We start from the raw sequence: 18,768 nt of genomic DNA on the forward strand, positions 1-18,768 counted from the left end.
CTTCACCTTATTTTAAAGTAATTAAATTCTTGCCTTGCATATCAGAAGGTACTGGAATGTGCATCAAATGAAGTAATGTTGGCGCAACATCAGCCAGTACACCACCTTCAGCAATCGTTGCTTGTGTTGGTCCCACATAAATAAATGGCACCAATTCAGTGGTATGCTGGGTATGAACTTGTCCGCTGTCATAGTCTTGCATCTGCTCTACATTACCATGATCTGCAGTAATTAACATATGCCCTTTGTTTGCCATCACGGCATCATAAACACGACCAAGACAGGTATCGACCGTTTCAACTGCTTTCACTGCAGCATCAAATACGCCGGTGTGTCCAACCATATCGCCATTGGCATAGTTCACGACCAATAGGTCAAACTCACCTGAATTGATTGCATTCACCAACTCGTCCGTGACTTCATAAGCACTCATTTCTGGTTTTAAATCATAAGTTGCAACATTCGGAGACGGGATCAGAATCCGTTTTTCACCAGGATATTCATCTTCACGACCACCACTAAAGAAGAAGGTGACATGTGCATATTTCTCAGTTTCAGCAATCCGCAATTGGGTTTTGCCTAAATCTGATAAATATTCACCAATCGAGTTTTTCAGCTCTTCTGGCATATAAGCGACAGGTGCATCAATGCTGGCTTGATAACGAGTCAGCATCACAAACTTCGATAAATTAGGTACGACTTTACGCTCAAAACCTGCAAAATCTTTTTCCACAAAGGCCCGGGTAATTTCACGCGCGCGATCGGCACGGAAATTCATAAAGACAACGCTATCGCCGTCTTGGACTTTGGCAATTTCACCAATGCGGGTTGCTTTGACAAATTCGTCATTTTCGTTCGCGGCATAGGCAAGTTCCAAGCCCTCAACTGCGGAATTAGCAACACGGACTGCTTCACCTTCCGTCATTAAACGATAGGCTTGTTCAACACGGTCCCAGCGATTATCGCGGTCCATCGCAAAGTAGCGACCAATCATCGACACGATACGCCCTTGATTTGGATACTGTGCAAATAAAGCATCTAATTTTTCTAATGAGGGTTTTGCACTGCGGGGTGGGGTATCACGACCATCTAAAAAGGCATGCAAATAAACAGTTGCACCACGTTTTAAGGCCAATTCACACATCGCCACAATATGGTCTTCATGCGAATGTACGCCACCTTCTGACAACAAGCCCATCACATGCACGGCACCCTTCGCGGCTTTGGCTTTCTCAACTGCATCCACTAACACTTCATGCTCAAAAAAAGCACCTGTGCGGATATCTTTGGTAATTCGGGTGAAATCCTGATATAGCACACGACCAGCACCGAGATTCATATGACCGACTTCAGAATTACCCATTTGACCATCAGGCAAGCCAACATCTTCACCTGAGCCCGAGATTAGACTATTTGGATGCTTGGCTTTCATCGCTGTAAGATTTGGCGTTTTTGCCGCTAAAAAAGCATTATCATCAACAGCTTCACGATGTCCTACACCATCCATGATTACCAGAACGTGAGGAATTTTGCCAGCATTTGCATCCGTCATAATGGACTCTCTGTTTGTCATTTGATCGGTCTATTTTACCGAAATTTAATCGAATTCTCTATGATCTCTCGATGGCTTTCATCAATACCGATCATAGAGGCTGTCCATCAAGATTAGCGTGCCCGATAGAGCAGATAGCTACCAATCATAAAGATCAGCACTACAGGCAAGAGCACAAACCATGCTGGAGATGGTGCATAAACCAGACTGGCATAACCCAAGAAATCTTGTAAATAGAAGAAACCTAACCCAGTAAATAATGCAATTACTAAACGGAAACCCATCGACTGTTGGCGCAACGGGCCAAAAATAAAGGAGCAGGCAATCAAGACCAGTGTAATTAAAGAAAACGGTGCCGTTATTTTCTGCCAGAAAGCCAGTTCATAGGTCTTGGGTACCTGACTATATTCTTCCATATAACGCATGAAACTAATCAATTGGCTAGGTGATAAATCTTCCGGATCTAATGTCACCATATGCACATATTTTGGCTGTAAAGCCAAACCAAGTGACTGCTGTTCATGATCAGTTTTAATGGCATCACCTTGCGCCAATAAATCGACTTGATGGGACTGCGATAACACCCACTCTCCATCTTTAAGGAACTGTCCCTTTTCTGCGCTCACAAAAGATTGCAAGCGATAATTCTGGTCAAAATCGATGGTTTGAATATTACGCAACTGACCCTGTGAATTGGCATAATCAATATAAATAAAGCGTTGCCCTTCACGTGACCAATAGCCTTTTACTTCTCCCAGCGCAGCGACACTGCGTTGTTTCTTAATACTTTGTGCCTGTTCATTGGTATAGGGAATCACCCACTCGCTCAAGACAAAAGATAGGACGATTAACAGTAATGCTGAGCGCATCACCCAGCCGACAATCCGCCAGAGGCTAATGCCGACCGAACGCATCACAATCAATTCACTATTCGATGCAAGCGCCCCCAGCCCCAGAACAGAACCGATTAATGCCGCAACAGGCAGAATTTCATACAGATAATGTGGTGCACCCCACATCACATACAGGAACGCTTGCCAAGCATTATAATTCGGTTTTAGCGAGCCCAGCTCACCCAGATAGGTAAATAAAACTTGCAAGAAAGACAGTACCAACGTAGTTCCCAACATTGCGAGAACAGTGGTTTTTGTCACATGTTTGGCGACTATTCGACGTGCTAACATTACAACCCCACTCGCTGAATACTTTTCTTAAGTTTTGGTGCCAATTTCTGTTTACGCGCGAAAATTGCTGCAGCAATTGCATAAACCAAAAGCACTACAGGATAAGCCCAAATATCTAATTCTTCTTTACTGATTCGGGTTTTAATCGCAATCATCACCACAATCAAACTGGCAAAAATAAAAATAGCAGGGATCAGGCGATAATAACGCCCTTGCCGCGGACTCACCTCTGACAATGCAACGGCAAGCATCAAGGCAACAATGATGATAAATGGCCCGAAGACACGCCAACCCAGTTCACTACGTACCACCGAATCATCACGTTGCTGCCATAATTTAGACATGGGCAGGGCTTCCACATCATCACTTTCAAATTTTACATCTTTATCACTTTCCAGACGTAAACGGTACGACTGGAACTCAGCCTGAGTATAGCGTGGCTGGTTTGGATAGATCTCATAACGGCGCCCTTGCACCAAATCCACAACATTTGCCGTGTCATTGGCAACTTCGACACGGGTCGCCTCTTTGGCCAGAATCATGACATCAGGTTTATCTTCTTGCTTGGCTTTTTGGTAGAAAAAAATGTCTTTAAGATTCTTACGGTCTTCGGACAATGAACCTGCATAAATGGTATATGGCCCAGAAGAAATAAACTCTTTAGGTCTCACCAAATCAAAACCCGTTCGGACGGCCTGGGTGCTGGTCAGTTTTTCAAACTCTCTTAAGCCCCATGGTCCCATCCAAAGCATCAGGCTGGTTTGTACCACCAGATACACCAGTGTCATAGGTAACAATAACCGAGCCAATTGATTCCGACTGACACCGCTGCCATTTAAAACTGCCATCTCATGATCAACATAAAGCCGACCAAATACCAGCATCAATGCAATGAAGAAGCCCAAAGGAAGAATTAACGTCAAAAACTCAGGCAGGCGGTAGCCAATAATGCTAAATAAAATCCCTGCATCTAGGCGGCCTTGAGCCGCAACGCCAAAATACTTGATTAAACGACCACCCATCATAATCAAGGTTAATAAACCAATGACCACGAGAGATGTCGAAACCACTTGTTTGACGAGATAACGCCGAATAATCAAAGTAATACTTCCAAAAAGACCAATTGAAGGTAACGCTAGTTTACCCGAATGTTAAAAATATAAAACCTATCGCTTGTTGCGGATTGCAACCTCATATCCGAAAGTGTTTAATGGACTTCTCTTTCTTTTTGGCTCACCAGGTTCTATACAAACAATGAAATTTACACTTCAAAACGCATTCCCAGCTCAGGCGTCTAGCGAATCTTTGTGGATTTTGGTTGATTCAGAACAATTACAACAGAACTTAAATACTTATCAAATCAATCATCTAGAAGAGACCCTTAATACAGCGCAGTTCAAGGCTGGGTTCAACGAAAACTTGACCCTGATTGCAAATATTGCCGTTCAAGCCAATGCACAACTCCTCGGACTTGGAAAAAGTACCGAGTTGAAAGCGACAAAATTAGCAAAACTTGCACAAAGCATTATCAAATCATCACAAAATAAATTTAAACAAATTAGCGTTGATCTGTCTGCCCTTCCGACAGATTTACATTCTCTCTTTGTACTCAGCCTCACCCAAGCGGCTTATGGCTATGACGAATTCAAATCGAAAAAGAATGAATTTATCCTAGACACCATTCATCTGATCGCCAATCAAACAACTTTGGATGAATCACAATTAAATCTGCTTCAAGCGGTACAGACGGGTCAAAGCTATGCCCGTGATTTGGGTAACCGTCCGGGGAATATCTGTTTCCCTGAATATTTGGCCGATCAAGCAGTTGCTCTTGCTGCACAATATCCAGACTTGTTAAAAGTGACTGTGTTGGATGAACAGCAAATGGCTGATTTGGGCATGTATGCTTTCCTTGCGGTGAGCAAAGGTTCAGATCGTCCAGGTCGTATTGTCACACTGGAATACAATGCCCAAATTGAGCAGGCTCCTGTCGTACTTGTGGGTAAAGGTGTGACCTTCGATACTGGTGGTATTTCATTAAAACCTGGCTTAGGCATGGATGAAATGAAATTTGATATGTGTGGTGCTGCCTCTGTATTGGGCACCATGCAAGCGCTTTGTGAAGCTCGACTGCCGATTCATGTGGTGGGAGCGATTGCAGCGGCTGAAAATATGCCATCAGGCCATGCCACTCGTCCGGGTGATATTGTCACCAGTATGAGCGGTCAAACCATTGAAATCCTCAACACTGATGCCGAAGGCCGTTTGGTGCTGTGTGACACCTTAACCTACATTAAACGCTTTAATCCTGCGTTGGTGATTGATATCGCGACACTGACAGGCGCTTGCGTGGTTGCGCTAGGGAAAGTCGTTAGCGGCTTATTCACACCCGATGATGAACTGGCACAAGCGTTGCAACACGCAGGTGAACAGTCACTGGATCGTGTATGGCGTATGCCTGTGATGGAAGAGTATCAAGAATTACTCGACTCACCTTTTGCTGATATTGCCAATATTGGCGGACCTTATGGCGGTGCAATTACAGCAGCGTGTTTCTTGGAGCGTTTCACTCGTGATTATCGTTGGGCACATCTTGATGTTGCTGGAACAGCGTGGTTATCTGGAACAGCCAAAGGTGCAACGGGTCGCCCAGTACCGCTATTGATGCAGTTTTTAGCTAATCGTGTTGCAACGAAAAACTAAAACATGGCGCAAATCAGCTTTTATCTCTTTGAAAACAGTACAGAACGGCAAGTCGAAAGTGCTTGCCGTTTATGTCGGAAGATTCTAAATCAACACCCCCAGATTTGGTGGTATTGCACAGATGCAGATTTACAAACTGAACTGGATGAACTGCTTTGGCGTTTTGATCCAGTCAGTTTTATTCCACATGGAATCGATCAAGTGACAAGTCCTGTCTGTATTTCGGCAGAACTCCCCCCGTCCAGTGATTGGATCGTGTTTAATTTTAACAATCATGCACTTGAACAAACTCAAGATTTTCGCCACATTATCGAGATTATTGAAAATAATGAAGCTGCGAAACAAATCGGGCGGGAAAAATTTAAAATGTATCGTCGTTTAGGCATTGAAGCTCGAACATTTAAATTATAACCCAGCAACCAAGAACATCATTTGAGGAGTGTCTTGTGGCATTAAATGTAGGTCAGGACTTTAAAAAACGTTGGTTAAATGCACCTGAGGCTGTTCGTCAGACCTATCAGGACGATTTAGCACGTATCTGTGATCTATTATTACCACAAACGTCGATTCAAAATTGGACTCAACACGAAGAAACCGCTCAACAAGGTTCTCAACAACGAATTGATCAAGCCTATGCAGAGCTCAAAGCGGAACTGATTGAACAAGCACGGATTCGCAAGCAACAGGCTTTGGAACAAGCTTTAGCTGAAAAACGTGCAGCTGAAGCGGCTTATGCAGCGCAACTACAAGCCGATGAAGCACGCCAGTTTGAACAACAGACGGAGAACCTCGTTGCACTACGTGGCCATATCGATCAGGAAATTGCTCAACAGACTGAACGCTATCAGACCAATCCAGAGCAGCCAAGTGTTGACTATGCACGTGGCCAAACGGTCATGGTTGACGATCAGCAAATTCTGTCTGAGCTAGAAAGTGTCCGTGTGCGACTGGAGCTCGAAGCTGAGGGTTTGATTGAGCAAGCCGTGACCGTATTCCGTGCCAAACTGCATGCTCTGGCACAAGATGAAATTGAGTATGTCCTGAAGAATAGTGACTTTTCCGACGAAAAATAATAAAAAGGCCCTGTTTAAACAGGGCCTTTTTATAGATAAATTTTATTTTAAGAAACCATTTTCAGCCAAGAATGCCATGCTGATATTTGACTCAGTTTTTTGCTCTGCGGCCTTATCACCCAACAATAAACGCTCAATATAACGCGCCAATACATCCACTTCCAGATTGACTTTGCTGCCGACTTGCCAGGTACCAATATTGGTACGCTCAGCCGTGTGTGGAATTAAATTCAAACTTAGAATGTTGCCACGCAAATGGTTAATGGTCAGACTAATCCCATCAACCGTGACTGAGCCTTTTTCTGCCAAGTATTTAGCTAGCTCAACCGGAGCCGTCACTTCAAAATACAATGAGCGTGCATCATGGCGAACCAAGCTAATTTCACCTAAACCATCGACATGACCACTGACAATATGTCCACCAAAACGTGTGGTGGGCAGCATTGCTTTTTCGACATTGACTGCTTGGCCGACTTTCCACTGACCCAGTGTGGTACGGTTCAAACTTTCACGCGAAACATCAGCCGCATACCAGTTTTCCCCCCATTCAATCACGGTCAGGCAGATTCCATTGGTCGCAATCGAATCCCCCAAATGTACATCAGACATATCCAAATCAGTTTGAATACGCAAACGGACATCACCACCTACACTTTGTAGGCTCTCAACCTTACCTAAACTTTCAATAATGCCTGTAAACATGGGAGTTTCAACCTATCTTTATTGCAGTATATAGCACTGTAAAGAAGATACCTTAAAGCAAAGAACCCGAGATAACAAGGCATGTGCAGTGCAAACACAGGCAAATAAAAAGGGCCATCACCTGATCGCCCTTCTCATGATTCATCTGGTCTTTATTGCATTTCAGACACTTGCTTTTCAGCAGATGATTGTGGTTCTGCTTTCTGATGGACAAGGAAATGACTAAAGAATAGTTTATAACCTAACACACCTAAACAAGCCCCCACGATTGGTGCAATGATTGGCACGATAAAATAAGGAATATCACGTCCCCCTGTAAACGCAACAGGTCCCCAACCAGTGAAATAAGCCACAACTTTCGGACCAAAATCACGCGCAGGATTCATGGCAAAGCCCGTAAGTGGACCAAAAGAAGCCCCAATCACCGCCACCAGCAAACCCACCAAGATCGGTGCTAAAGCACCACGCGGCAAGCCATTACTGTCATCTCCAATCGCCATAATCAACCAGAGCAATAACATGGTGATAAACATTTCCACCATAAAAGCCTGCCCGATCGAGAGCAAATGATGTGGATAGGTCGAGAAAATTCCTGCCAGTTCCAGACTTTCGACACTGCCACGCACCATATGGTGAGTCTGCTCATAATCCACAAAGAGATTGCTATACAAGCTATAAACCAACAGCGCACCCACAGCAGCACCAGCCACCTGTGAAATAATATAAAACGGCACCTTGCGCTTATCAAAGCCAGCAAACAATGCCAATGCAATGGTCACTGCAGGGTTAAGATGTGCTCCCGAAATACCAGCAGATAAATAGACCGCCAATGCTACAGCCAAGCCCCACACAATGCTGATTTCCCACAGACCTAAACTTGCACCGGCAAGTTTAAGTGCAGCCACCACACCAATACCAAATGATAAAAAAATTGCGGTAGCAAAAAATTCAGCTACACATTGCCCCAATAAGGTGGGTTCCGAGCGACTCATAACAACCTCTCTTGGTCATCGCTGCAAATAGGCAAGACCCTAAATTAAGCTCGGCAAACTATATTTATTTTCAAAACGGGTCAATATGATTTGGTAATTTTTTAAACGATTGATCAAAAGATTATGATTCGGAAACTAGATGATTAAGACTATAAAAAGACAGACAAATAAAATCTAAAGCTTTGTTTAAATTACCTATTTAATATTTTTTAAATATAGATATTGAGATAAAAACAAATGATTAAGAACATATAACTCTGCTGAAATTTGATGTATTTTTATTATAAAAACAAGCAGTTATCTTATAAACCGATTTATTTTATCTAATTATCCGATGCTGACTTAAAGTTGGATACAAAAACACCACCTTGTCTTCCAAAGTGGTGTTCCATTTGACCTACCAAAGTGCCAGCTGAGTACTATTGCCAGTGGTATCAACCCCACCTAGTTCAGCAAAGTGATATAACTGACCCAATAGCTGTCGCAACGGCGGACCTGATTTGGCATGAGTATCGGTAATCACAATAAACTCAAGCACGCGTGCGCGGTCTGATTGGCGCTGCTTACTTACACGATAGCGCGGAACATCTTGCGTCAGCAGCGTCACTTTGCCGCGTTTTAAATTGGCGGTGAGCAAGTCTTTCGGTTCGATATTTCCATCAGTCGAATAGCTGGTCAAAATATAGCGGGCATTAATGGTTTCCAATAACTTTTCATACGCCTCTTTGGCATATTTTGACGAGTTATAAGGACTTGGACGCTCTTTACGCCATGCGCGGTCAATTCCGCTCTTAAAGCCTTTGGTATCGGGTGAAGGTAAATCCACCTGATCCCATAAGGTCAGCGCATTGAGGACATGGTAATTACTGCTATAGGCGTGCTGGTTATATGGCGGATCGAGATAGGCCACATCGACCTCAAAACCACTCATCTGATTGGCGAGATGCTGCGCATCTACACACCACATTTCTGCGGCAGGCCGTTTAGGATCACCAATCTCACAAAAACGACTCGGTGTCAGCCACAATAATGATTCAATCCGCTCTAAAGCTGTTTGGGTACGTCCACCCCAGCCCTGATGGAAACTTTTAAAGACACCACTGGTATTACTGACAAAACTTGCCGAATATAACAGCGGTGCCAATAAAGCACTCATTTCCACATCATTGATGGCACCCTGAGCTTGCCATGTTGCAATCTGCTGGCGAATCGCATCAATACGCATGCCGTTACGGCGTTTGAAGAATAAACGGTCACGGGCAGGGTCATAGACATCATCATTACGCGGACACAAGTTGTGTGTGACCCAACCTTTGACCTCAGGCAAACGGTTCAGGTAATCAATGGCTTTTTGATAGCCACCCAGTTCTTTAAAAGCAGGTGCATCTACACAAGCTAAAATGGCATGATTCAATGCGTGGCTATAAGGTTCCCAGTCATTGGCAATCACACGATAACCATTCTGACGTGCCAAACGCGAGACAACGCCACTCCCCGCAAAGAAATCCGCAAAAATCGGTGGATTCTTTTTCTTGCTGTTCAGTGTGCCTGTAATCTCGAGTGCCTCTAAAATGAGATGAAGCAGTCGACGCTTATTGCCCAGATAAGGCACTAACTGATGAAAAAGATATTCGTCTGTCGTACGTGCGGCATGACGACGTTTGTGATAAACCGATGGTTCTGGATTCATATCATCTCTTGGATAGGGAGCAATCTTAGGCGAATGTCTTGCCCAAGTTGGGTTACATCAACCAATTCAAAACGCAGCTGCTCTGCCATTTTGCTAAATTCAGCATTGAACATTGCCCGAGCAGATTGACCAAGCAAAGTGGGTGCAACATAACTGATCATTTCATCAACCAGCCCTTGCTGCAGAAAGGCAGTCGATAAGGTTGCACCAGCCTCAACCAATACATCATAAATTTGATAGTGTTGGGCCAAGGTCTGCAATAATTGATTTAAAGGCTGTACTGACAATTGTATCACGCCTAAATCTGCAAGTTCTTGACGAAATGGTGTCATCACCATGACAGTTTCAGGATTTTGTAAAATCTTGGCTGAAAGCGGAAGCCGTCCTTGACGATCAAGCACAATCCGTTTGGGCTGAACCGCCGTGCTCAGATCTACCCCGTCTAATGCACGTACATTTAATTCGCAATCATCGGCTAGAACCGTCTGAATCCCGGTCATCACCGCGCCTGAAATGGCACGCCAGTGCTGCACATCTTGACGTGCTGCCGTGCCTGTAATCCACTTCGACTCACCCGAAGCCATCGCAGTACGACCATCAAGACTGGAAGCGATTTTTAAACGTACATAGGGCAAACCTGTAGACATGGCTTTTAAAAAGCCTGAATTGAGCGTTTTCGCAGTATCTGCACACACACCCGTTTCAACCTCTATGCCTGCCGCTTGTAATATTTGAACACCCTTGCCTGCAACCAACGGATTGGGATCTGAACATGCCACTACCACTTTTTTCACTTGGGCTTTGACTAAGGCCTCGGCACAGGGTGGCGTTCGGCCATAATGCGCACATGGCTCCAGAGTGACATACGCCGTTGCACCTTTGGCATTCTCACCCGCTTGGCGCAAAGCAAAAACTTCAGCGTGAGGTTGGCCTGCTTTAGGATGATAGCCCTCGCCAATCAACTGACCCTCTTTCACAATAACGCAGCCGACATTCGGGTTTGGCTTGGTCGAGTATTGACCCCGTCGCGCCAAAGCAATGGCCTGTTGCATCCAGTGCTGATGTTCAGATAAGTGTTCTTGGGTTAACTCAGACATAGTCTCTCTAATTTAAGCTTCATTTTCACGTTGTTGCATTTGCTCAATCTGATGGCGAAATGCTTCTACATCTTGGAAATCTTGATAGACAGAGGCAAAGCGAACATAAGCAACATGGTCTAGGGCAAACAGAGCCTGCATGACAATTTCACCAATGGTTCTTGATTTTACATCACGCTCGCCCAGACGACGAATCTGTGATTGAATATCGCTGAGTACCGTTTCAATTTGCTCTTGCGTGACTGGACGTTTTTGTAAGGCATGCATAAGGGAGCGACGTAGCTTGGCCTCATCAAAAGGCTCATTTTTACCGTCGGATTTGATCACACGCGGCATCACCACATCATAACTTTCAAAGGTGGTAAAACGCTCTCCACAAATGACACACTCACGACGACGACGAATCTGGCAGCCTTCGGCAGCCAAACGCGAGTCTATGACTTTACTATCAGCGGCGTTACAAAATGGACAATGCATAGTTGCGTGATTATTTACTCTCTTTGCTTAAGTGTAGCAAAGTTTCTGCAATTGCAGAACCAGTACCCTAAAAGCATAAAAAAACAGCCCGATGGGGCTGTTTTTTAAATCGCATGTTGTGCCGATTATTCGATACGTTCGCCATGTTGGCTCAGGTCAAGACCCATACGCTCATCATCTGCGCTGACACGGATACCAATCACCAAATCGATCACTTTCAGGATGATAAAGGTCACAATTGCGCTATACGCGATGGTTGCCAATACACCTTCAATTTGCACCCATAATTGCCCCATAAAGGTTGGTGCAAGTGCAACATTCGCTGCTTTGATAATTTCATCGCTATAAAAGATACCAGTCAGAATCGCACCCACAATTCCCCCCACTGCATGTAACCCAAATGCATCCAAGGCATCATCGGCTTTAAGTAGGCGTTTCAATGCAGTAATACCCCAGAAGCACACCACGCCACCGATGAGACCCATGATTAACGCACCGCCAACACCGACGAAACCCGCAGCAGGCGTAATCACAACCAATCCGGCCACCGCACCAGACGCACCACCCAGTACCGATGCTTTGCCACGAATCAGACGTTCTACAATGAGCCAAGAGAATGCGGCAGCTGCGGCAGCAACTTGAGTCACTAAGATCGCCATACTTGCACGTGCACCTGCACCTAAAGCACTACCGCCGTTAAAGCCAAACCAACCGACCCAAATCAAGCTTGCACCAATCACGGTTAAAGTCAAATTATGTGGTGCCATTGATTCACGGCCAAGCCCCGTACGTTTACCTAACATATAAGCAGCAACCAGACCAGCTACACCTGCGTTGATATGGACAACCGTACCACCCGCAAAGTCTAATGCGCCTGCTTTGAATAACCAACCATCAGCCGCCCAAACCCAGTGCGTGATTGGTGCATACACCAAGATCACCCAAACTGCGACAAATGCCATGAATGCTGAATATTTCATACGATCAGCAATCGAACCACTAATAATTGCAACAGTAATAATGGCGAAGGTCATTTGGAAAATAACAAATAAACTTTCAGGAATGGTGCCATTCAGCGCATTAAAGGCCACGCCATTCAGCATCGCCTTGCCCAAGTCACCAATATATGCACCTGAGCCAGAGAATGCCAATGAGTAACCGGCAATCACCCAGATTAAACTGACTAGAATGGCAGCAGAAAGGCTGAACATCATGGTACTGAGTACGTTTTTCTTACGAACCATACCGCCATAGAACAGCGCCAAACCAGGAATCGTCATCAACAGAACCAATGCTGTTGAAACAAGAATCCACGCTGTATCACCTGTATCCAGTTTTGCTGTCGCAGCAGGCGCTGGTGTGGCCTCGACAGGGGTTGCTGCGGCTGTTGCAGCAATTTCCGGTGATGCAGCCGTTGTATCAACGGCTACAGTGTGTTCAACCGCCGGGCTCGTTACCGCGTCTTCTGCCCAAACTACCGCCGAACCACCTAAGAGTGCGCCAGATAGACTGAGCGCCATAAGCATTTTTTTCATTCGTGTCCCCCAACCTGATTTTGCGAGCTATTTCTATTCTTTCTAACTCAGCAAAGTTTGTGCCAATTTAGACAGCATCTGGCCCAGTCTCACCCGTACGAATACGGATCACTTGTTCTAAATTGGTGACAAAGATTTTTCCATCACCAATTTTGCCAGTGCTTGCGACACGAGTAATCGACTCAATGACCGCATCCACCATCTCATCACTAATTGCAATTTCGATCTTTACTTTCGGTAAGAAATCAACCACATACTCTGCACCACGATACAGTTCTGTGTGACCCTTTTGACGTCCGAAACCTTTGACTTCAGTTACGGTAATCCCTTGAACACCAATTTCAGAGAGTGCCTCACGCACATCATCCAATTTGAATGGTTTTACAATTGCAGTTACAAGCTTCATGTTTGTTTTCCTTCGGCTTATTTCACCAGTAAGGTTTTATGTTCAATTTTCATGCCAATATTTAAAGGTTGGGGGGATTCAAATATTGGGCACAAGCTTTCTTTATAACCTATTTAGCCTTGAAGATGTAGATAGTGCATCGAAAATAAGTTTCATTTACCCCTGTTTCACTGGATTGATAAGTCACTCCAGCATCTGGCCCCAACTGTGCTAGAGGATTGGAGAAAGCAGTGATACACTGGGCAGCAAATATACATAACCGATTGAGCAGTTTATGATTGAGACTCTTTTACAGGCAATTTTGCAGCAAGTTGATCAACCTAAAAAAGATTTAGAAAAGAACTTACGTGCGCTATTGAATGAAAGTATCGAAAAATTGGATCTTGTCTCGAAGCAAGAACTGGATCGCCAAAGGAATGCCTTGAATACTGCTAATCAACGTCTTGCTGAACTTCAACAACAGATGAAAATACTGGAAGAGTTTCTTCAGCATAAAAAATAGCACCAACTCGGTGCATATTGCACTGAGCAATGATTAAAAATAAAGCACTATAATGGAACAATAATAAGATGTCTTTTGCCAAGATTTATACCAGAGGCCTATTGGGGCTACATGCCCCACAAATCGAAGTTGAAGTGCATATCAGTGCAGGCTTGCCTTCTTTAACGATTGTCGGCCTGCCTGAAGCCGCAGTCCGTGAAAGTAAAGATCGTGTCCGCTCCGCCATCATTAATAGCGGTTTTCAGTTTCCAACCAAGCGTTTAACCATCAATTTAGCGCCTGCAGATTTACCCAAAGATGGTTCCCGGCTCGATTTACCCATTGCACTCGGCATCTTGATTGCCTCTGGTCAACTCCCAGAAAACAGTACTCAAAACTTTGAATTTATTGGTGAACTGGCTCTTGATGGACATTTACGTCCTATTTCAGGTGCTTTAACTATTGCCATGGCCTGTCAACAGGCCCAGCATCGTCTCTTGCTACCAGCTGAAAATTTAGATGAAGCCAATCAACTTCCTGAATTTGAGGTCTACGCGGCCAAGCATCTCCAAGAGGTTTGTGCACATTTTTTGGGCAACCCCCAGATTCAAGCTGCACCACAAAGAATAAATACCACGTCTTCTACTTACCAATTTGATCTGGCCGATGTTAAAGGTCAACTCCGTCCACGTCGTGCCTTGGAAATTGCAGCGGCTGGTGGACATTCATTACTGTTTAAAGGACCTCCAGGCACTGGAAAAACACTGTTAGCTTCACGGCTGCCATCAATTTTACCGCCGCTGAATACACGTGAAAATTTAGAAGTTGCGAGCATTTATTCAGTTGCCAATGCTCCGCATCATTTTGGACAGCGTCCATTCCGAGCACCACACCATACCGCATCCGCTATTGCCTTGGTCGGTGGAGGCTCACAACCCAAACCAGGTGAAATCACCTTGGCGCATTTGGGTGTTCTATTCTTGGATGAATTACCCGAGTTTGACCGTAAAGTTCTGGAAGTGCTACGCCAGCCGCTCGAATCCAAAGAGATCGTGATTTCACGGGCAGCACGACAAACGACTTTTCCTGCAAACTTTCAATTTATTGCTGCAATGAATCCTTGCCCTTGTGGCTATGCCTTTAATCAGGATAGTCGCTGCCAATGTTCGCCAGACAGTATTCAACGTTATCAAAACCGAATTTCAGGTCCTTTATTGGATCGTATTGATTTACATATTGATGTACCGCCTTTACAGGCACAAGAATTACAGAATCGCGCGCCAACTGAAAACTCAGCCACAGTACGGCAGCGTGTGATTAACGCCTATGAAAAACAGCTGCAACGCCAGCAATGTTTAAATCAGGCACTTTCACCGAAGCGATTAGAACAACATGCTCTATTGGATGACAGTTCGAGTAAGATTCTTGAAATGGCTCAGCAACGTTTGAATCTGTCTGCACGTGCTTACCACCGCATATTAAGAGTTGCGCGAACCATTGCGGATCTAGCTGAAAATGAAGTGATCAATAGCAACCACATTAGCGAAGCACTGTCTTATCGTGGACATCAAAGCTAAAAAAGTGGCCTTAAGGCCGCTTTTTTTTTAGGTCAGCTAAAGTCAGAAGGCATAACCGAGTGCTAAAACCACTTTGTTCTTTTGTTTGGTTTCATCACGAGTGTAGCCTCCAAAAATATAATCCAGCCCCCATGTGGCGCCTGTATTGCCCAATGGGTGAGACAAACCTAGGGTTGCGTGGCGGAAGGAAAAATCCGTTTTGGTCACATCCCCTGCTTTGGCTTGATAAGCCAGATATTCATCATCATCGCCATAATAATAAGCAGCAACTTGTACTTTACCGGTAAAGCCACCGGCGAGTTTTGGTGTATAAGTCGCGAGGAAATAGGTATCACCTTTATTTCCGAAACTCACATTATTCAATAAAGTCTGTGCCGTTACGCTAAAGTCCTTATAACTCAACCCCAAAATAGTTTCATAACCTGTCGACTCCCAACCGGGGTAATAGTAATAAATCGTTCCGCCAATTTGATAACCCAGATCTTCGGTAATTTTGCCTTTATAACCTGCATAGAAATCGTTTTCGAAAGATTTTTTCTCTTCCTTCACATCGGTTGGTGAGGTATTAAAATCAGCATAGGCAGCGGTTAAAGTCGAAAACCAATAGCCCAAATAAAACCCACTGTCATGCGTATAGTCCAGTCCCCCTTGGACCGCTGGCGTATCACTTTCTGGCGAGTTGGTCATGCCGCGTAAATTGTAACTTGAGACCACATTCACATTACCCGTAACGGTCCCTGGAAATGGGAGTTTATTCTCCTCCGCCCAACTCCATGCTGAGGTTGCAGTCATCACACCCAATAACGTAGCCTTGCTTGCAAATTTCATCATATTGATCTCCCCCTATATTTAGATACTCAATTGATTTTTAAGCTTTAAATTGCAGCAGAGTCTACTTAGCAATTGCTATGCCAAACTCAAAAATAAAAATAATTCAATATAAAACAAATGGTTAATATAAACTCAAACAATCAAAATCGCCTTCAGCTCAACCCAGTTTCAATCTTGCAATAGAACTGGGCGCGCCATACGCCCCATAGCGCATAAAAGCACCGTTTTAGTCAGATGAAAAATCTTATCAATACAAATAATCACTTTAGGTTTGCATAAAAAATCAACAGAATAAGAAAAAATAATGTTTCATTATCGAGTTAGATTCATAGGTGAAGCCCTTTACAAACCACTTAGCACCTCACAGATGGGTTAATGATAATGATCGATGAAACCGTCCTGCTGACTTTAGGATTCTTTGCCTTCTGTGGTGGTCTGATTGACGCCGTAGTAGGAGGTGGCGGTTTAGTCCAAATTCCTGCGCTATTGCATGCCTTACCTCAACACAGCATTGCAACCGTATTGGGCACAAATAAGCTGGCGGTTTGGGCCGGAACCGCATCTTCCATTTTTAGATATGTGAATAAAATTAAATTTGTCTGGAAGCTTCTGATTCCAACGATGCTTGCTGCATTTATATTTGCCTTTGTCGGTGCAATGACGACTGCCTATATTCCAAAACAATTGATGAGCTATGTTGTTTTCTGCTTACTGATCATGATGGCCATTTATACTTTTTTAAAAAAAGATTTAGGCGCACAAAGTACTTATGTGAAATGTGGTTACAAAGACATCGCTCTTGGCGTTGTTTTTGGAGGGTTGATTGGATTCTATGATGGTATTTTTGGCCCAGGTAGTGGCAGCTTCCTACTTTTCCTCTTTGTCAAAGTTTTTGGTTTTAATTTTCTCAACGCATCTGCATCAGCAAAGGTTGTTAACCTTGGTACCTTTAGCTCAGCACTTTTATTTTTTATTCCAACAGGTCATGTGCTATGGGAAATCGGCTTAATCATCGCCTTATGTAATGTGATTGGTTCTTTAGTTGGTGTATTCCTAGCACTCCGATATGGCAGTCAATTTATTCGCTTGTTTTTTCTGATTCTGCTCATTTTTCTGATTGCTCGCATGGGATGTTCAATATTTTAACCCTACCTCAAACGTTTATACTGCCATATCATAGTCTTTCTGCTTCTGAAAAAACCTGATCTCAAATCATAAAAGCCAGCAGGTTTGCTGGCTTTTATCTGAATGTAATCAGAAGCTTTTGCTTAAGCTAAATAAAACACCTGTGTCATAAGGTTTTTTCTGCCCGTCGGTCATGCCTGACTTACTGATATTAGTTCCAACCACATCGACCTCAGCCAAAATCCCAAGGAAATTATAATTTACGCCCAATTTATAATCGACATAATTATCATCCTTGCCAGGCCCACCAGCAACAACACTTAAAGCATCGGTATTCTTCAATTTATTGTAACCCACCGATGCAAGACCCGTTAAGCCTGTATCAGCAATCGGAGCTGAATATCCTAAATTAAAATACCAGAAATCATCACTTCGGCCCCAGTAATCCGGTGAATAGTTCACTCCTACACTCAGTGCATCACCAGCAAAAATAGTTTCTGGGAAGGTTAATTTTCCGAACACTTCAGTAAAGGCCAAACCCTTTTTACCATTATAACTATTTGTATAATTTGACTTAGATCCAATATAACCATAATGAGTCACACCAACGTCATACACTGGCTTAATTTTATCTGTCAAAGCAAAGCTATTGGTGAATCCCAAGGTCGCATCAGTTTCAGTGGAAACACCAGAGATACCGAAGTCAACACTGGAGCCCCAAAGAGCTAAATAAGCGCCTGAAGTATGTGAAAATGTAAAACCACCTTGAATGGCCGGGTTATTTGAAGATTGCGTCACACCACGGAAACGATAGTCCGTTGTAGCAGCAACATTCCCTGAGGCTGTTACCCCATAAAATGAAGGTTTGTCTTCCGCCATAGCAAAAGTCGAAGTCACAGCACAAACACTCAACGCGATCGCTTTACATGCAAATTTCATCATATTGATCTCCCCCATGATGGATATTCGACTGAATTCATGTTTTAAATTGCATCGAAGAGTAATTAGCAATTGCTGTGCCAACTTAGGAAAATCTGCGTTAAATCTTATTTCAGTTTGGCAAAAGTACTGATTTTTTGCTTTATTTGCCTCAAAACTGGTCTTTCATAAAAAAATCATATTTTTTTGAACTATTTAAAAGCATATAAAAAAACAAGGCGATTTTATGCACAAAAACAATGCATCAAGTGAATGTTCAGAAACGCTAATCATGCTTAAAACAACAGCACCTCACTGGGAAATTTAACGGTGTTCCACAACAGTGCGTCTACAAAAAGCTTAAACAGGTATGAACAAAGTAAACTTTAGATTGGTCAGTCACTGTCATTCGTCGGGATGTCATT

At 43.8% G+C, this 18,768-nt stretch carries 18 protein-coding genes; 6 read left to right on the forward strand and 12 right to left on the reverse strand.

Annotated elements, in window-relative coordinates; translation table 11 throughout:
• Nucleotides 1–7: 7 nt before the first annotated feature.
• From gpmI to lptF, 3 genes are all read right to left on the reverse strand, one after another.
• A complete protein-coding gene (gene gpmI / locus NQU59_RS02120) occupies nucleotides 8–1,552 on the reverse strand; it encodes a 2,3-bisphosphoglycerate-independent phosphoglycerate mutase (protein WP_257064783.1) in 1,545 nt (514 codons plus the stop codon).
• Between the two features lie 113 nt (nucleotides 1,553–1,665).
• Nucleotides 1,666–2,736, reverse strand: a complete 1,071-nt coding sequence (lptG, locus tag NQU59_RS02125) for an LPS export ABC transporter permease LptG (RefSeq protein WP_005240235.1) — start codon at nucleotides 2,734–2,736, stop codon at nucleotides 1,666–1,668.
• Nucleotides 2,736–3,836, reverse strand: coding sequence for an LPS export ABC transporter permease LptF (lptF, locus tag NQU59_RS02130; protein WP_005240236.1), 1,101 nt, complete (start codon nucleotides 3,834–3,836; stop codon nucleotides 2,736–2,738). The genes lptG and lptF overlap by 1 nt, the downstream gene beginning before the upstream one ends.
• Nucleotides 3,837–3,990: 154 nt before the next feature.
• On the opposite strand from lptF, the gene NQU59_RS02135 reads away from it, so the two are divergent.
• The 3 genes from NQU59_RS02135 to blhA are packed head-to-tail and all read left to right on the forward strand — an operon-like array spanning nucleotide 3,991 to nucleotide 6,512.
• On the forward strand, nucleotides 3,991–5,439 hold the full coding sequence (locus NQU59_RS02135) for a leucyl aminopeptidase (RefSeq protein WP_257064784.1): 1,449 nt from the start codon (nucleotides 3,991–3,993) through the stop codon (nucleotides 5,437–5,439).
• A gap of 3 nt (nucleotides 5,440–5,442) precedes the next feature.
• The gene (locus NQU59_RS02140) at nucleotides 5,443–5,850 is read left to right on the forward strand and encodes a DNA polymerase III subunit chi (RefSeq protein WP_005240238.1); all 408 of its coding nucleotides are present in this window, start codon (nucleotides 5,443–5,445) and stop codon (nucleotides 5,848–5,850) included.
• A 35-nt stretch (nucleotides 5,851–5,885) separates the two neighbouring features.
• Entirely contained in the window at nucleotides 5,886–6,512 is a 627-nt protein-coding gene (blhA, locus tag NQU59_RS02145; protein WP_005240239.1) for a cell division protein BlhA, read from the forward strand.
• A gap of 42 nt (nucleotides 6,513–6,554) precedes the next feature.
• Here the strand turns inward: blhA and NQU59_RS02150 are convergent, their stop codons facing one another.
• From NQU59_RS02150 to glnK, 7 genes are all read right to left on the reverse strand, one after another.
• Nucleotides 6,555–7,214, reverse strand: a complete 660-nt coding sequence (locus NQU59_RS02150; protein WP_005240240.1) for a riboflavin synthase — start codon at nucleotides 7,212–7,214, stop codon at nucleotides 6,555–6,557.
• Between the two features lie 152 nt (nucleotides 7,215–7,366).
• Entirely contained in the window at nucleotides 7,367–8,206 is an 840-nt protein-coding gene (locus tag NQU59_RS02155) for an MIP/aquaporin family protein (protein WP_005240241.1), read from the reverse strand.
• A gap of 397 nt (nucleotides 8,207–8,603) precedes the next feature.
• Entirely contained in the window at nucleotides 8,604–9,896 is a 1,293-nt protein-coding gene (locus NQU59_RS02160; RefSeq protein WP_004656375.1) for a DNA adenine methylase, read from the reverse strand.
• Nucleotides 9,893–10,993, reverse strand: coding sequence for a bifunctional diaminohydroxyphosphoribosylaminopyrimidine deaminase/5-amino-6-(5-phosphoribosylamino)uracil reductase RibD (ribD, locus tag NQU59_RS02165; protein WP_257064788.1), 1,101 nt, complete (start codon nucleotides 10,991–10,993; stop codon nucleotides 9,893–9,895). The genes NQU59_RS02160 and ribD overlap by 4 nt, the downstream gene beginning before the upstream one ends.
• 12 nt (nucleotides 10,994–11,005) lie before the next feature.
• Nucleotides 11,006–11,470 carry a transcriptional regulator NrdR gene (nrdR, locus tag NQU59_RS02170; RefSeq protein ID WP_004656377.1) on the reverse strand — a complete coding sequence of 155 codons (465 nt, stop codon included), beginning with the start codon at nucleotides 11,468–11,470 and terminating at the stop codon, nucleotides 11,006–11,008.
• A 125-nt stretch (nucleotides 11,471–11,595) separates the two neighbouring features.
• Nucleotides 11,596–13,005 carry an ammonium transporter gene (locus tag NQU59_RS02175; RefSeq protein ID WP_005240248.1) on the reverse strand — a complete coding sequence of 470 codons (1,410 nt, stop codon included), beginning with the start codon at nucleotides 13,003–13,005 and terminating at the stop codon, nucleotides 11,596–11,598.
• 67 nt (nucleotides 13,006–13,072) lie between these two features.
• Nucleotides 13,073–13,411 carry a P-II family nitrogen regulator gene (gene glnK / locus NQU59_RS02180; protein WP_004656379.1) on the reverse strand — a complete coding sequence of 113 codons (339 nt, stop codon included), beginning with the start codon at nucleotides 13,409–13,411 and terminating at the stop codon, nucleotides 13,073–13,075.
• Between the two features lie 274 nt (nucleotides 13,412–13,685).
• Here glnK and NQU59_RS02185 point away from each other — a divergent pair, with 274 nt between their 5' ends.
• Complete coding sequence (locus NQU59_RS02185) at nucleotides 13,686–13,913, forward strand: accessory factor UbiK family protein (protein ID WP_005240251.1); 228 nt, start codon at nucleotides 13,686–13,688, stop codon at nucleotides 13,911–13,913.
• A 68-nt stretch (nucleotides 13,914–13,981) separates the two neighbouring features.
• The gene (locus NQU59_RS02190) at nucleotides 13,982–15,469 is read left to right on the forward strand and encodes a YifB family Mg chelatase-like AAA ATPase (protein WP_257064794.1); all 1,488 of its coding nucleotides are present in this window, start codon (nucleotides 13,982–13,984) and stop codon (nucleotides 15,467–15,469) included.
• A gap of 42 nt (nucleotides 15,470–15,511) precedes the next feature.
• On the opposite strand, the gene NQU59_RS02195 is transcribed toward NQU59_RS02190, so the two are convergent.
• Nucleotides 15,512–16,300, reverse strand: coding sequence for a TorF family putative porin (locus NQU59_RS02195; RefSeq protein ID WP_257064797.1), 789 nt, complete (start codon nucleotides 16,298–16,300; stop codon nucleotides 15,512–15,514).
• A 381-nt stretch (nucleotides 16,301–16,681) separates the two neighbouring features.
• Here NQU59_RS02195 and NQU59_RS02200 point away from each other — a divergent pair, with 381 nt between their 5' ends.
• Nucleotides 16,682–17,446, forward strand: a complete 765-nt coding sequence (locus NQU59_RS02200; RefSeq protein WP_257064799.1) for a sulfite exporter TauE/SafE family protein — start codon at nucleotides 16,682–16,684, stop codon at nucleotides 17,444–17,446.
• Nucleotides 17,447–17,554: 108 nt separating this feature from the next.
• Here the strand turns inward: NQU59_RS02200 and NQU59_RS02205 are convergent, their stop codons facing one another.
• Nucleotides 17,555–18,367 carry a TorF family putative porin gene (locus NQU59_RS02205; protein ID WP_005240296.1) on the reverse strand — a complete coding sequence of 271 codons (813 nt, stop codon included), beginning with the start codon at nucleotides 18,365–18,367 and terminating at the stop codon, nucleotides 17,555–17,557.
• Between the last annotated feature and the right edge of the window lie 401 nt (nucleotides 18,368–18,768).

It is taken from the genome of Acinetobacter colistiniresistens (assembly GCF_024582815.1).
GTDB lineage: Bacteria > Pseudomonadota > Gammaproteobacteria > Pseudomonadales > Moraxellaceae > Acinetobacter.